Origin of the sequence: Cryptosporangium arvum DSM 44712, assembly GCF_000585375.1 — a bacterium.
GTDB classification, from domain to species: domain Bacteria; phylum Actinomycetota; class Actinomycetes; order Mycobacteriales; family Cryptosporangiaceae; genus Cryptosporangium; species Cryptosporangium arvum.
In genome coordinates, this window is sequence record NZ_KK073874.1 from 8,949,957 (window position 1) to 8,963,427 (window position 13,471).

A 13,471-nucleotide genomic window follows, 5' to 3' on the forward strand; every position below is an offset into this window, starting at 1 on the left:
ATATGAGTGACCTCGAGACCAGGCAGCTGCGTTACTTCGTGGCGGTGGCCGAGGAGTGTCATTTCGGCCGGGCGGCCGCGCGCCTGGGGATGGCCCAGCCGCCCCTGTCACGCGCGATCCGCGACCTGGAACGCCAGCTCGGCGTGCAGTTGCTGGTGCGCACCACCCGGCAGGTCTCGCTCACCCCCGCCGGCGAGACACTGCTGGCGGACGCCCGGACCGCTCTCGACGCGGTGGGCGCCGCGGAGCACCGCGCCCGGAGCGCCGGCCGGCCCCGGCCCACGCTCCGCCTGGCCCTCAAGGCCGATTACGACGGCGGGCTGCTGCCCAAGATCCTCGACGCCTACGACGCCCGGCCGGTCGAGTTGCTGCTCGGTGGCCGCGGCGAGCAGGTGCCGGCGCTGCGCGAGGGGCGGGCCGACGTCGCGATCCTGCCCGAGCCGCACGACGACCGCGGGCTGGACCTCGAACCGCTGCTGAGCGGGCCGCGGCTGGTGGCGCTGTCGGCGACCGATCCGCTGGCGGCGCGGACGTCGTTGCGGCGGTCGGACCTGGCCGGGCGTCGGCTGCCGGACGGCCGGCCCGCCGAGAACGGCGGAGCGGACCCGGCGCCGCCCGGCGCCCAGCGACGGGACCTGTCGCAGATCTTCAACCTGGTCGAGGTCGGCGGCAGCGTCTGGTTCCTGCCGGAGTGGGTGGCCCGCCGCTTCCCCCGTCCCCACCTGGCTTTCCTCCCGGTGGAAGACCTCGACCCGGTGACGCTCGTCGTGGCGTGGCCGGCCGAGTCCCGCTCCCCCGCGGTGGCCGAGTTCGTCCGCGTGGCCAAAGACGTCGCCGGCGAGAATCCGGCGGAGCGTGGCGTTCTTGCCACTGGGGCTCGGGCGGTCGACCGGCCAGCCTGAACCCATGGACATCCAGATCGTTCTCTACGACGCTTTCGACCCGCTCGACGTCGTCGCCCCGTTCGAGGTGCTCGCGGCCGGTGCGGAGGTCGTCGGCGGGGAGTTCGGCGTCGAACTCGTCGCGGCCGACGGGCCCGGGCCGGTCGTCAGCGGCACCCGTGGCCTCACGCTGACCGCGACCGCTCCGCTCGACCCGACCCGGCCCGGGTACGTCGTCGTCCCCGGCGTCAGCGGTTCACTCGAAGCCATTCCGACGCTCCTCGCGCGATTCGCCGAGACGAAAGCCGCCCCTCTGCTGCGCGAAGCGTTGGACAACTCCGCGGTGACGGTGGCCACGCAGTGCGGCGGCTCGCTCGCGCTGGCGATGGCCGGTCTGATCCCGGGCCGCCACGCGGTCACGCACGCGCTCGGCCTCGACGTGCTCGGGGCCACCGGCGTGCACGCCGTTCCCGCCCGGGTCGTCGACGACGGCGACCTGATCAGCGCGGGTGGCGTCAGCTCCGGGCTGGACCTGGGGCTGTACGTGCTCGAGCGGGAGTTCGGTCCCCGGGTCGCGCACGCCGTCGAGAAGCTCTTCGAGTACGAGCGGCGCGGCACGGTCTGGCGTGCCACCGGCCGCGAGCCGCTCGCGGTCTGAGCCCCCGGATCAGAGGCTGTGCGCCTCGATGTCGCCGTAGGCGGTCGTCGCGCGGATCGCGAGGCCCACCGCGCCGTCGTTCTTGAGCGAGTTGACGATCCGGCCGGACGACGTGCCGGCGTCCAGGGAGGCCGAAACCCCACCGGCCGCGCCGACCGTGATCCCGCCCGCCTCGGTACGCAGCCCGACCTGGCCACTCACCGCCTCGACGACCCGGATCTCGCCCTTCGAGGTCCGGATCTCGCCGGAGCCGTTCAGGCGGCCGACCTCGACGTCACCGGCCATCGTGGTGAGGCGCACGCTCGCGGCCTCGTCGATCGAGATCGAGCCGTGCGAGCCCTCGAAGGCCACGTCGCCGGCCCGGCCGACGACCCGGAAGTCCGCGCTGGCCGCCGTCGCCTCGACCCGGGAGTCGGCGGGCAGCTGGACGGTCACCTCGATCGACCCGGACGAGCCGAACCGCTGGTTCTTGGCCGAGGTCTTGATCCGCAGCACCCCGTCGGCGAAGTCGACCGACGTCTGCTCGACGACCTGCACGTCGCGCTCCTTGGCCGCGTTCGCGGGCCGGACCTCCACCGTGGTGTCGGTGCGGTCGGTCGCGATGAACTGGACCCGACCGGCGGGGATCGCGAGAACGGCGGTGATCGGGGCGGGGGTGTCGAAGGTCTGCATTGCTCTCTCCCGTGGTTGCTTGCTCCGTTGTTTCCAACACCGCAAACGCTACGTTGCGTTCCAGAATTAGACAACACATTCGTTGCAAAAGAAAAGCATCTTGCCTGTTCAGAGCGCCGAAATCGTTGCACCAGCCCTAATTTCAATGCAACGGTCGTTGCAATAGATTCGAATAAACGCTATCCTCGGTCGACGCGGAGGAGGTCGTCGTGCCGGGTGGCAGGCTCAGTCAGCAGGAACGTCAGCAGATCGCTTCGGGTCTGGCCGACGGTCTGGCGTACGCGGAGATCGCGCGTGGCCTCGATCGTCCGACTTCGACGATCACCCGCGAAGTGAGCCGGAACGGCGGCCCCACCGGCTACCGCGCCGATCTGGCCCATCTCGCCACCGAGCGCCGGACGCACCAGCGCCGCCAGGCCAAACCACGCGCTGCCTCGGCGCCCACCCAGTCCGACGGGCGAGACGCCGACGCCGTGCGCGAGTACGAGGAGATGTGGACGACCGTCCTCGTGCAGCAAGGCCTGCCCAAGATGATGTCCAGGGTGCTGGCCTGCCTCTACACCACCGACGCCGGGAGTCTCACCGCGGCCGAGCTCGTCCGGCGGCTCGAGGTCAGCCCGGCGTCGATCTCCAAGGCGATCACGTTCCTGGAGAGCCAGAAACTCGTGCGCCGGGAACGCGACGACCGACGTCGGGAGCGTTACGTGGTCGACCCGGAGCTCTGGCACCAATCGACGGTCGCCAGCGCACGCGCCAACGACCAGTTGATCGAGGTCGCGCGGCAGGGCGCCGCCGTGCTCGGCCCGGGCACCCCGGCTGCCGTGCGGCTCGAGAACACCGCCCGCTACCTCCGCTTCGTCAGCGAAGGCCTGCTCCGCGCGGCCGAGCAGGCCCGGGAGGTGCTCCACATGACGTCGGGCCCGTCGGTCACCGAAGAACGAGCGTGAGCGGGGCGGCGTGCAGCCGCAGGAACCTGTCGGGACGAACCTCGAACAGGAACGTCACGTGGTCGGCTCCGAGCACCCGGAGCAGGGTCTGCGTCACCGACGCCTGGCCCGACGGACACGGGATGCCGGTCAGTCGAGTGACGCCATCGACAGCTCGAGCAGGCTCTCCGCCGTCTCCACGATCGTGGTCTCGAGCGGACGCGGGCGCCAGCCGAGCTCGTCGCGGGCCCGGTCGTTGTGGATGATCGGTCGTGGCAGGTCGTCGCCCGGCGCTTCTTCGGTCGGCGCCTTCTCCGCCCCCAGCCGCGCCCGCAGCACAGCGGCCACCTCGAGGAAGCTCGTCGTGGGCCCGTCGGCGACGGCCAGGAACCGCCTGCCCGCGGCACCGGGCGCCGCCGCCGCGCGAAGGTGCAGTTCAGCGACGTCACGCACGTCGACGACGCCCATCCGTGCCCGCGGCGCTACCGGGATCGTCCCCTCCAGGAACGCCTTGATCAGGTACGACGAGGAACCCAGCCGGGTCGTCAGCGTCGGTCCCAGGACGAACGTCGGGTTGACGACGACCAGCTCGGTGTCGCCGCCTTCCTTCTCGACGAAGTCCCAGGCCGCCCGCTCGGCGACCACCTTGGAGCGGGGGTAAGGGGCGAGGCCGGGCTGGTCGGGGTCGGTCCAGTCCGCCTCGCTGAACTCGGCGGTCGATTTGGGGGTGTAGCCGATCGCGGCGAACGACGACGTCAGCACCACGCGCCGAGCGCCCGCGTCACGAGCGGCCCGGAGAACCCGGAGCGTGCCCTCCCGGGCGGGAACGATCAGATCGTCGGGGTCATCGGGCTGCGCCACCGGGATCGGCGAGGCCACGTGGTGGATCTCGTCGCAACCGGCCACCGCGGCGCTCCACCCGTCGTCGGCCTCCAGCGAAGCCGGAACGACCTGCAGACGCGCGCCGTCGGCGCCACCACGACGCACGGCGGCGCGCAGTTCCGCCTCGCCGGCCGCCGAACGCACGGTCGCCCGCACGTCCCGACCGGAGCGCAACAAAGCGGCGACCAGCTGCGTACCGACGTACCCGGATCCACCAGTGACCAGAACTGTGCTCATGGGCGAATGCTGCGCCGCCGCCCACCACCCGGCGAGAGGCCCGGTTTTCCTAGGACTGCCGGGCCACCCGGTGTCGACCTCGGCGTTCAGGCGTGAGATCAGGGTGCGGTCATGCCCGGCTGGTAGGCGCCGGCCGGCATCCGGACCATGACGTTCATCCGGTTGAACGTGTTGATGAGCGCGATCCCGGTCACCAGCGCGAGCAGTTCCTCCTCGTCGTAGTGCTTCGCGGCGTTGTCCCACACGTGGTCGGGCACACCGCCGGCCGCGTCGGCGATGCGGGTGCCTTCCTCGGTGAGTTCGAGCGCCGCCCGCTCGGCCTCGGTGAACACGGTGGCTTCGCGCCACGCCGCCACCAGGTTGAGCCGCTGCTGCGTCTCGCCGGCCGCCAGCGCGTCCTTGATGTGCATGTCGGTGCAGAACCCGCAGCCGTTGATCTGGCTGGCCCTGAGCTTGACCAACTCCAATGTGGTCCCCGGAACGGTCGAATCCGCGAGCACCTGGCCCGCGGCCACCAGGTGCTTGACGAGCTTCCCCGCGAGCGGGCTTCCGAAAAGGTTCAGTCGAGCGTCCATGCTCACCCGACACCGGCCCGGCCGTCGCTGTGACACCGTTGAACCATGCCGGATCCGATCTTCGACCACCCTCGGCTGGTCGGCGTCTACGACGCCCTGGAAGGCGAACGGCATGATCTGGACGCCTACGAGCGGCTCGTCGCGGAGTTGGGCGCGACGCGGATCATCGACGTGGGCTGCGGCACCGGCGTCTTCGCGACCCGGCTCGCGGCGGCCGGCAAGAGCGTGACCGGGCTCGATCCGGCGCCCGGCTCGATCCGCTACGCGCGGGACCGGCCGGTCGGAGAGCTCGTCACCTGGATCCGCGGCGACATCCAGGACGTCCACGACAGCGGCTTCGACCTCGCGACGATGACCGGCAACGTCGCCCAGGCCATCGTCGATCCGAACAAGTGGAACCGGACGCTCACCGGCGTGCGTCGCGTCCTCCGGCCGGGTGGACACCTGGTGTTCGAGACCCGGGACCCGGCGCACCGGGCGTGGGAGCTCTGGACCGCCGAGCTGACCGACCGCACCGTCGACGTCGAGGGCGTCGGCCCGGTGCGGACGTGGACCGAGGTGGTCGACCGGGCCGGGCCACTGCTCACGTTCCGGGTGAGCTGGGTGTTCCCCGACCGAGCCGTCCTGACCTCCCATTCGACGCTGCGCTTCCGCACCCGCCGCGAGATCGAGTCGTCGCTGCAGACCCACGGCTACGAGCTACGCGAGGTCCGCGACGCCCCGGACCGGCCCGGCCTCGAATGGGTCTTCCTGGCCCGGAAGCGCTAGTCCGCAGCGGCCATGCCGTTACGGAGTGCGCGCAGCGCGTAGTGCGCCCGGGATTTCACGGTGCCGACGGGCACGTCCAACCGCTGTGCGACCTCTTCGGCCGGGATCCCCCGCATGTGCAGATCCACGAGCACGTTGCGGTGGGCGTCGCTCAACCGCCCGAAGGCGTCACGCATCGCGTCGTTGACCAACGCCGCCTCGGTCGTGTCCTCGACCCGGGCAATGTGTTCAAAATCGACGATCGCCGTCTCCACCGGCCGGATCTGCTTGGCCCGGACCGTGTCGATGAACAACCGGCGGGCCACCGCGAACAGCCACCGCCGCTGGTTGCTCTCCTGCTCCGGCAAGCTGTCGGCGTGCTGCCACGCACGCAGCATCGTCTCCTGCAGCATGTCCTCCGCGGTCTGCCGATCGCCCCGGTTGAGCTTGAGCAGATAGCGCATCAGGCTGCTCGCATGTACGGAGTGTAATGAATCGATCTGGGGCATGTGCCCGACGCTAGAAAGGCTTACTGCGTTCTAACTGACACAGAACTGACACAGCGATCTGAGCATCCGGTCGGTCGACGCACGCGAAATCGTTACGCTGAGCAACGTGCCGGCCGAGACGAAACCAACGGTGTACTTCACCGTTCTCGGTCCCGTCCGTGTCTTCCGCAACGGCGAGGAGCTCATCGTCGGTCCGGGCCAGGAGCAGGCGGTGCTCGCCTTGTTGCTCGCCCGCGCCGGACACCCCATCTCGGTAGGCACTTTGATCGATGCATTGTGGGGGGACGCCCCGCCGGCGAGCGCGCTGAACGTCATCCAGCGATCGGTCGGACGGATCCGGCGCCTGCTGGAACCGGAGCTTCCGCACCGCGCGAGCGGACAGTGGCTGCTGCGTACCGGCAACGCGTACCGGCTCGTCCTGAACGAGAACGAGTGCGATCTCCTGCACTTTCGGGCACTCGTTCGGCGCGCGAGGGAAACCACGCATCCCTTACGGGCCACCGTGCTGCGCACCGAAGCGCTCGCGCTGTGGGACGGCCGGGCGGCCGCGGACATCGAGACGTCGGTGGAGGCCGCGACGGTGTTCCGGGCGATCGACGCCGAGCGCTCGCAGGTGGCGATCCAGGCCGCCGAGGTGGCCGCCGCGTACACCGGCGCCGAGCCCTCGTACGAGCTGCTCCGGGTGCTGCGGGCCACGGTCGCCGCCGACCCGCTGAACGAACTGCTGCACGCCGCGCTCACCCGCTGCCTCACCGCGGCCGGTCACCGCGCCGAGGCGCTCGGCACGATCCAGGCACTTCGTCAGCGTCTGGCCGACGAGCTCGGTATCGGCCCCGGCCCCGCCCTGCGCCAGGCGCACCTGGAAATACTCCGGTCCGACGACCAGGCGATGCAGGTGGCCCCGGCGGTCCGCCCCGCGATGGTGCCCGCCGAGCTGACCACGTTCTCCGGTCGCGCCGCCGAAGTCGAGCACATCGACACGTTCGCCACCGATCGGCCGGACGCGGCGATCGTCGTCGTCCACGGCATGGGTGGGGTGGGCAAGACGACGCTCGCGGTGCGCTGGGCGCGCGCCAACGCCTACCGGTTCCCCGACGGGGAACTCTTCGTGGACCTGCGCGGTTTCGGCCCGGAGGGCCGGCCGATCCCGCCCGGGGAGGCGCTGCTGCCGCTGCTGACCGCGCTCGGTGTCCCCGCCGACGAGATGCCGGCGAGCGCGGACGAACGGGTGGCGCTCTACCGGTCGCTGCTCGATCGCCGACGGGTGCTGCTGATCGTCGACAACGCCCGCGACGAGGAGCACGTCCGCCCGCTGCTGCCGCCCGGCCCCGGTTCGCTGACCCTGGTCACCAGCCGAAGCCGGCTGACCGGGCTGGTCGTGGCGCAGGGCGCGATGCCGGTCGCGTTGAACGTCATGTCCGACGCCGAGGCGCGCGCCATGCTGCTGCGCCGGATCCGTCCGCCCGTCGACAAGACCGCGGTCGACGAGATCCTGCGGTACTGCGGTGGGTTGCCGCTGGCGCTCAGCATCGTTGCTGCGCGCCTGCTGACCGACCCGTCGCTCACTCCGCGCGTGGTGGCCGACGAGATGCGCGCGAGCGCGTCCCGCCTGGCCGCTCTCGAAGGCGGTGACGTGGGGGTGCGCGCGACGTTGCGCTGGTCGTACGAGACCTTGTCGCAACCGGCCCGGCGGGCGGTGCGGCTCGCGGGTGTGCACCGTGGTTACGAGGGCTCGATGCAGCTGACCGCGAGCGTGTGCGGCGTGCCGATGAGCGAGGCCCAGCACGTGACCGACGAGCTGATCGACGTCCGGCTGCTGGACCAGCCGAGTCCCGGGCGGTACCGGGCCCACGACCTCATCTGTCTGTTCTCCTACGAGGTGTGCATGGAGGGCGAGACCGAGGCTTCGAGGCGGGAAGCACGCGGGCGCCTTCTCGGGTGCTACCGGGCGAGCCTGGCCGCCGCGGCGGCGGTGATCAGCGGCGACACCCGCTCGATCGAGCCGCTCGAAGCGGGGGTCACCCCGATGACGTTCGACGACGCGGTGCAGGCGCGGAACTGGCTCGCCGTCGAGCGTCCACAACTGCTGCTGACCTTGGACGACCTGGGCAAGCACCCGCCGGGCGCCTGGGAGGCGGACCAGTACGACGCGTTGGCGGCTTCGCTGTCGGATGTGGAGTCCCTCGTCAAATGACCGGTATTTCGTGGTTGGCACGGAACACCGCGAACGGGTCGTTCTTCCGGCGGATGCGCCGCAGCGACTGCCAGGCGCCGGGGTCGAATCCGGTGGCGGGGTCGACCGCCTGCTGGGTGAAGTTGAGGTAGTTGCGGTCGCTGGACCACGGCTTCATCGCCTCGATCGTGCGCTTCGCCCGGCCGCCGACGCTCACGCCGCCGGCCAGCAGCAGGAACTGCTCGTCGATCCGGTTGAGTACACCGCCGCCCGGCGCGGGACGCCGCAGCGCACCGCCGAGCTGACGTAGTTCGGTGGTCAGGATCAGCGAGTCGTCGACCGAGACGTCGAGCAGCCGTTCGACGCCCTCGGGCGGCAGGTCCCACAGCAGCGCGGAGCGCACACCCCCGAATGACGGTTCGTCCGGTTCGAGGTGCAGCCGGGCGAGCGACCGGGCGGGTACCCGGGCGAACGTGTCCCACTTCGGCTTGAGCGCGCGCAGCAGCATGAGCATGCGGGTGGCTTCCTCGTCGCTGCCCAGCACCGCGCCGTCGATGATCACCAGCCGACGTCCGCGCAGCTGCTCCGGCAGCTGGGGCACCAGCGGGTACTGCACCTGCCGGTACGCGGTGGTGACGAGGTCGGGGGCGTCCTCGGCCCAGTCGGCCCAGACCGGGAGGACCCGCTCGGCGTCGCGGAGATCCCACACCAGCATTCCGGCGTAGGCGCTGCGGATCGGCTGCAGCTGCATCTCGATGGCGGTGACCAGGCCGAAGTTGCCCGCACCGCCGCCGCGCAGAGCCCAGAAGAGCTCACCTTCGTGGTCCTCGTCGGCGCGGACCAGACTCCCGTCCGGGGTGATCAACTCGACCGCGGTGACCGTGTTCGCGGCCAGGCCGAGCGCCCGGCTGTACCAGCCGATCCCACCGCCGAGCGTGTGACCGATGATCCCCGTGCCGGGCGCCGACCCGTGCAGCGCGGCCAGCCCGTGCTCGCCGACCATGTCGACGAGCGGTCCCCAGACCGCTCCGGCGCCGACCCGCGTGATGCCGGCCTCGGGGTCGAGTTGGTAGGAGTTGAGGTGGTCGGTGCGGACGATGACCGTGTCGCTGAGGTCCTGGCCGTCGAACGGGTACGCGTTGTGACCGGTGCCGATCGGGGCGATGCGCAGCCCTTCGCTCGTGGCCAGCCGCACCACGACGGCAGCCTCGGCGGCCGAACGGGGGAACGCCACGGCGGCGGGCTTGAGGTCGGCGGCCAGCGCCCAGGTCTTGCAGGCGACCTCGTACTCGATGTCGACGGGTCGGTAGATGTATCGCTCGAGCACGTCCCTCATCAGCCGTTCACCTGCAATCGGACGAGTCTGGCCGGGGTGGTTTCGTCGCCGGCGGCCGTCACCAGGACGAAGTCGGAGTTCGCCGGGTCGATCGCCACCGCGGTGGTGCTCGGCAGGTCACGCACGACATCGCGCCGGCTGCCGTCACCACGGATCTGGACGACGCTGTCGTAGACGAGCGTGGCGACGTAGAAGCTGCCGTCGGGGTGCCGGTCGAAGTCGTCCCCGACGATGTCCTCGGCGACGACCGAGAGGTTCGGGAAGACGAGCGGCGTGTGCAGGATCAGCGAACGCGCGGTGTTCGTGAGGTAGACGTCGTCCTGCTCGACGACGATGCCGTTGACGCCGGGCAGCGTGTCGTACGGGCTCTTGAGCAGTTCGTCCTCGATCCAGACCGCGTGCGCGCCGTTCTCGGGGTTGATCCGCGTGATCGTGCCCTCGTACGAGTCGACGACCAGGAGGTGGCGGCCGCTCGCGGCCAGCCCGTTGCCCAGCCGTAGATCCGGCAGCTTGCAGACGAGCTCGGCGCCGGTGTGGGCCAGCGAAATGCGATAGAGCCGCCAGTTGTCCTGGCCGATGCTGCCGGCGACGACGTAGGCGTCGTCCTGGATCACCGCGATCCCCAGCGGCATCGCCGGCAGGGTCGCGAAGACCGTGATCGTTCCGTCCGGGTGGACGCGATCGATGCGGTTGTGGCTGAGGAAGGTGACCAGCCAACTGCCGTCCGGAGCGGCGGCGAGGTTCTCCGGAAAAGTGCCTGGCGGCCACTCGGCGATCGTCGTCACCGGTACCGGGTCGTAGAGGACGTCCTGATGTGCCAGCAAGGCGCGTTGTTGTTGCTTGTTCAACCATGTCACACCAGCGACGACGGGTGGTGGAGGGCGGAGTTCATTCGGTTCGTGACGCGAACATTGATCGCATAAGTCACTGTCCACAGTGTTAGGAGTGAAACGTTCCAACCGTTGGGCCACTGATCAAGCGGAACGTTGATCCAGGCGACTCTTGTGGTGCACACAGCCACACCAACAACAGGAGGAACACCATGAGCCACCACCGCGACGACCACGGCCACTGGGACCACCACGACGACCACGGCAAGCACCGTCGGCGTCGGCGCCATCACCGCAAGCACCGCGACGAGAACTGGGGCTGGGGCCACAGCTGAGCGGTTAGCCGGACCGGCCCGGGGCGCGATCGCGCTCCGGGCCGGAGTCGTTTCAGCCGGTCGGCGGCGCGACCAGGAGGTCGGGGCCCGGCGGCCCGGCGACGACGAGCGTCGCTCGCGCCCAGGGCTGTTCGCGCCGCAGGAACGGCAGCTCCTCGTCGAGCCAGCGCGCGACCTGCTCGCGGTGCTCCGGGGAGTCGCCGTCGCGGGCGACCAGCAGCCGCTCCTGCTCATCGAGGTCACCCTGGACGTAGATCGAGGCGTCGAGCCACGGTGCGAGCTCGGCCCGCACGATGCCGGTGCCTTCGATCCAGACGAAGTCGCACCCGGCCGGAACCATGATTTCTCCGGGCCGGCCGTGAGCGGCCCAGGCCTCGGGGCGGAAACGCACCGCCTCGCCGCGGTGCAGAGGTTTCACGACGTGCTCGAGCAGCAGGCCGCCCCAGTCGAAGCAAGCGTGGTTCCAGGCGACGTCGTCGGTGTGCACGACCGCAGAGTGGCCGGCCGCGTCGCCCAACCGCTCGGCGAGGGTCGTCTTGCCCGCGCCACCCCGCCCGTCGACCCCGATCACCCGCGGCCGGCCCACGACACCGGGCGAGGCGGCACGCAGCCGCTCCACGACCTCGGGCGCGGTGGTCGCCCGCCAGCCGCCGGCCTCGATCTCTCCCGGGTGCAGTCGCATCAGGTGAAGAATGCCGTCTCGGGGCGACGCATGTACTCCATCGCGGCGATGAATTGCGGGTCACCGAACCGGCGCCCGATCTCCTCCGGCGTGACGTCCTCGATATGGGTCTGGAGCCACCACACGTTGCCGAACGGATCACGCACCCGCCCGACCAGGTCGCCGAACGCCAGGTGGGTCACGTCCGAGATCGCGACGCCTCCCGCCGCGACCGCCCGACGCTGCACCGCATGGGCGTCCTCGACGTAGAGCCGGAGGAACGCGGGCGTCGCCGGCCAACTCGGCTCACCGTCGAACAGCATCACGATGGCGTCGCCGATGCGAACCTCGGCGTGCCCGATCCTCCCGCTCGGATCGACCACCCGCCCGAGCTCGACGGCGTCGAACGCCGCGCTCAGATAGTCGATGACCGCCGCGGTGTCGCGGGAGATGATCCACGGCGTCACGCTGGTGTACCCGTCGGGAATCGCTTTGGTGGCCATGGAGACGACGCTAAGGACTCTTCAGGACAGAAACTGGCCGCAATACATGGCGAAGGGCCGACCGCAGCGATGCGGCCGGCCCTTCTGCCAACCCACCCAGGGGTGGTTCGCGACGCGTTCGATCAGTGAACGCGGTGCCCGCGACGGCCGTAGAAGCCAGCGGTCAGGGCGACGCCCACCGCGGCCAGCACGATCTGGAAGACCAGTTCGATCCAGTCGAAGCCGCGGGTGTCGGCGACACCGGCCCCACGGGCGAGCGCCGTTCCGAGCAGCGCGGCCACGATGCCGATGACGATCGTGAGCCAGATCGGAATGTTCTGCTTACCCGGGACGACCAGACGCCCGAGCGCTCCGATGATCAGACCCACGAGCAGCGCAGAAATGATGCCGGCGATGGTCACGGCGCACTACCTTCCTTGTCTCCCGCCGCAGTGGTTCGCGGCGACCCAGACACGGAGTCCCCCCGAAGACAAAGAAGCCAAACGAGTTGTGACGTAACAGAAGGTGCGTTTAACGGCACCCCTCCGCGGTCATTCCGCTCGGCTCGTCAGCCGGATGATCGGCAGCTCCCGGTCCGTTTTCGCCTGGTAGTCGACGAACCCGGGTGCGCTCGCGGTGATGCTCTGCCACGCCGCCTCCCGCTCGGCCCCGTGCAACTGCTCGGCCGTCACCGGCACCCTCCGCCCGTCGACGTCGATGCTCACCCGATCCGGGTGCGCCGCCAGGTTGTAGTACCAGGCCGGGTTCTTCGGCGCCCCCGCCGCGGACGCGCAGACCAGCCAGCTGTCGCCCTCCCCCGGGAACCAGGCGAGCGGCGACTCGCGCTCCTCCCCGCTCTTGGCGCCGACCGTCCTCAGCACGAGCGCCTGACCCCCACGCATCCCACCCTTTCCCCGGCGGATCCGCCGCATCATCAGCCGGTTCGCCCAGATCAACAGGCGCCCCCGGGGTTGCCGGGCACCACGGGTGCCGTTCCGGGTGTCAAAGGCCACGGGGTCCTCCAGTGCTCGCTACTTCGGATCGCGATACTTCGCGTCGCGAACAAACTATTTCGCGGCGCGAAGTTTCGCAAGCTAAAGTCCAGGAATGCACGAGCACGGAGCCGGAGCCGCACTGGTGGGCCTCGCGGCGTTGATCCACCGTCGCTACAGCGAGATCTGCGCCGTCCACGACCTCACCCCGGCGCAGGCCCAACTGCTGTGCATGCTCAAAGACCGGCCGCGTGGCCTGACCGAACTCTCGCGTCTGCTCGGGCTGGCCCGGCCCGGCCTCAGCGGCCTGGTCGACCGCATCGAGCGGCGCGGCCTGGTCCAGCGTGACAACCCGGCACACGACCGCCGGGCCGTCACGCTCAGCACCACACCGCTGGGCCAGCAGATCGTCGACGCCCTCTACGTCGACATCACGTCACAGCTCCCCGACCTGCTCGACGACGTCGCACCCGATGACCGGCGCATCTTCGAACGCGTCGCCTCCGACATCGCCGCCGGAGGCGGTTTTCCCGGCACGTGCGGCGGTTCGTGTCCCACCGCCGCCGGCTGAGGCC

17 protein-coding genes and 1 pseudogene are annotated in these 13,471 nt (G+C 70.4%); 8 read left to right on the forward strand and 10 right to left on the reverse strand.

Going from position 1 to position 13,471, the window contains the following annotated elements; genetic code table 11:
* Positions 1-2: 2 nt before the first annotated feature.
* Together CRYAR_RS41130 and CRYAR_RS41135 are read left to right on the forward strand one after the other, a co-directional pair.
* A complete protein-coding gene (locus tag CRYAR_RS41130) occupies positions 3-902 on the forward strand; it encodes a LysR family transcriptional regulator (protein WP_084701628.1) in 900 nt (299 codons plus the stop codon).
* 4 nt (positions 903-906) lie between these two features.
* Positions 907-1,539 (forward strand): DJ-1/PfpI family protein, encoded by a 633-nt coding sequence (locus CRYAR_RS41135; RefSeq protein ID WP_035859014.1) that lies wholly within the window; start codon positions 907-909, stop codon positions 1,537-1,539.
* Positions 1,540-1,548: 9 nt separating this feature from the next.
* Here CRYAR_RS41135 and CRYAR_RS41140 read toward each other — a convergent pair whose 3' ends face one another.
* Positions 1,549-2,211: a DUF4097 family beta strand repeat-containing protein gene (locus tag CRYAR_RS41140; RefSeq protein ID WP_035859017.1), complete on the reverse strand. Its 663-nt coding sequence runs from the start codon at positions 2,209-2,211 to the stop codon at positions 1,549-1,551.
* Between the two features lie 209 nt (positions 2,212-2,420).
* On the opposite strand from CRYAR_RS41140, the gene CRYAR_RS41145 reads away from it, so the two are divergent.
* Complete coding sequence (locus tag CRYAR_RS41145; RefSeq protein ID WP_035859019.1) at positions 2,421-3,158, forward strand: helix-turn-helix domain-containing protein; 738 nt, start codon at positions 2,421-2,423, stop codon at positions 3,156-3,158.
* 129 nt (positions 3,159-3,287) lie between these two features.
* On the opposite strand, the gene CRYAR_RS41150 is transcribed toward CRYAR_RS41145, so the two are convergent.
* Both CRYAR_RS41150 and CRYAR_RS41155 read right to left on the reverse strand, forming a co-directional pair.
* Positions 3,288-4,256 (reverse strand): NAD-dependent epimerase/dehydratase family protein, encoded by a 969-nt coding sequence (locus tag CRYAR_RS41150; RefSeq protein WP_035859022.1) that lies wholly within the window; start codon positions 4,254-4,256, stop codon positions 3,288-3,290.
* 98 nt (positions 4,257-4,354) lie between these two features.
* Positions 4,355-4,831 carry a carboxymuconolactone decarboxylase family protein gene (locus CRYAR_RS41155; protein WP_035859025.1) on the reverse strand — a complete coding sequence of 159 codons (477 nt, stop codon included), beginning with the start codon at positions 4,829-4,831 and terminating at the stop codon, positions 4,355-4,357.
* A 45-nt stretch (positions 4,832-4,876) separates the two neighbouring features.
* Between CRYAR_RS41155 and CRYAR_RS41160 the strand changes: the two genes are divergently transcribed.
* Complete coding sequence (locus CRYAR_RS41160) at positions 4,877-5,599, forward strand: class I SAM-dependent methyltransferase (RefSeq protein WP_035859028.1); 723 nt, start codon at positions 4,877-4,879, stop codon at positions 5,597-5,599.
* Here the strand turns inward: CRYAR_RS41160 and CRYAR_RS41165 are convergent.
* Positions 5,596-6,087: a sigma-70 family RNA polymerase sigma factor gene (locus CRYAR_RS41165; RefSeq protein ID WP_035859031.1), complete on the reverse strand. Its 492-nt coding sequence runs from the start codon at positions 6,085-6,087 to the stop codon at positions 5,596-5,598. The genes CRYAR_RS41160 and CRYAR_RS41165 overlap by 4 nt on opposite strands.
* A 130-nt stretch (positions 6,088-6,217) precedes the next feature.
* On the opposite strand from CRYAR_RS41165, the pseudogene CRYAR_RS51425 reads away from it, so the two are divergent.
* Together CRYAR_RS51425 and CRYAR_RS41170 are read left to right on the forward strand one after the other, a co-directional pair.
* Positions 6,218-6,433, forward strand: a pseudogene (locus CRYAR_RS51425) (AfsR/SARP family transcriptional regulator); the annotation flags it as partial.
* A gap of 72 nt (positions 6,434-6,505) precedes the next feature.
* Positions 6,506-8,281 carry an AfsR/SARP family transcriptional regulator gene (locus tag CRYAR_RS41170; RefSeq protein ID WP_425389409.1) on the forward strand — a complete coding sequence of 592 codons (1,776 nt, stop codon included), beginning with the start codon at positions 6,506-6,508 and terminating at the stop codon, positions 8,279-8,281.
* Here CRYAR_RS41170 and CRYAR_RS41175 read toward each other — a convergent pair.
* Together CRYAR_RS41175 and CRYAR_RS41180 are read right to left on the reverse strand one after the other, a co-directional pair.
* A complete protein-coding gene (locus CRYAR_RS41175; protein ID WP_051571730.1) occupies positions 8,274-9,596 on the reverse strand; it encodes an FAD-binding oxidoreductase in 1,323 nt (440 codons plus the stop codon). The genes CRYAR_RS41170 and CRYAR_RS41175 overlap by 8 nt on opposite strands.
* On the reverse strand, positions 9,596-10,420 hold the full coding sequence (locus tag CRYAR_RS41180; RefSeq protein WP_035859036.1) for an SMP-30/gluconolactonase/LRE family protein: 825 nt from the start codon (positions 10,418-10,420) through the stop codon (positions 9,596-9,598). Before CRYAR_RS41180 ends, CRYAR_RS41175 begins: the two co-directional genes overlap by 1 nt.
* Before the next feature lie 218 nt (positions 10,421-10,638).
* Between CRYAR_RS41180 and CRYAR_RS50485 the strand changes: the two genes are divergently transcribed.
* On the forward strand, positions 10,639-10,761 hold the full coding sequence (locus CRYAR_RS50485) for a hypothetical protein (RefSeq protein ID WP_281174667.1): 123 nt from the start codon (positions 10,639-10,641) through the stop codon (positions 10,759-10,761).
* Positions 10,762-10,813: 52 nt separating this feature from the next.
* Here the strand turns inward: CRYAR_RS50485 and CRYAR_RS41185 are convergent, their stop codons facing one another.
* From CRYAR_RS41185 to CRYAR_RS41200, 4 genes are all read right to left on the reverse strand, one after another.
* Entirely contained in the window at positions 10,814-11,443 is a 630-nt protein-coding gene (locus CRYAR_RS41185; RefSeq protein WP_051571731.1) for a uridine kinase family protein, read from the reverse strand.
* Positions 11,443-11,925 carry a VOC family protein gene (locus CRYAR_RS41190; RefSeq protein ID WP_035859042.1) on the reverse strand — a complete coding sequence of 161 codons (483 nt, stop codon included), beginning with the start codon at positions 11,923-11,925 and terminating at the stop codon, positions 11,443-11,445. Before CRYAR_RS41190 ends, CRYAR_RS41185 begins: the two co-directional genes overlap by 1 nt.
* A 122-nt stretch (positions 11,926-12,047) precedes the next feature.
* Positions 12,048-12,326: a GlsB/YeaQ/YmgE family stress response membrane protein gene (locus CRYAR_RS41195; protein WP_035859045.1), complete on the reverse strand. Its 279-nt coding sequence runs from the start codon at positions 12,324-12,326 to the stop codon at positions 12,048-12,050.
* A gap of 129 nt (positions 12,327-12,455) precedes the next feature.
* Complete coding sequence (locus CRYAR_RS41200; protein ID WP_084701630.1) at positions 12,456-12,917, reverse strand: nitroreductase/quinone reductase family protein; 462 nt, start codon at positions 12,915-12,917, stop codon at positions 12,456-12,458.
* Between the two features lie 94 nt (positions 12,918-13,011).
* Here CRYAR_RS41200 and CRYAR_RS41205 point away from each other — a divergent pair, with 94 nt between their 5' ends.
* A complete protein-coding gene (locus CRYAR_RS41205) occupies positions 13,012-13,467 on the forward strand; it encodes a MarR family winged helix-turn-helix transcriptional regulator (protein WP_051571732.1) in 456 nt (151 codons plus the stop codon).
* Positions 13,468-13,471: the final 4 nt, after the last annotated feature.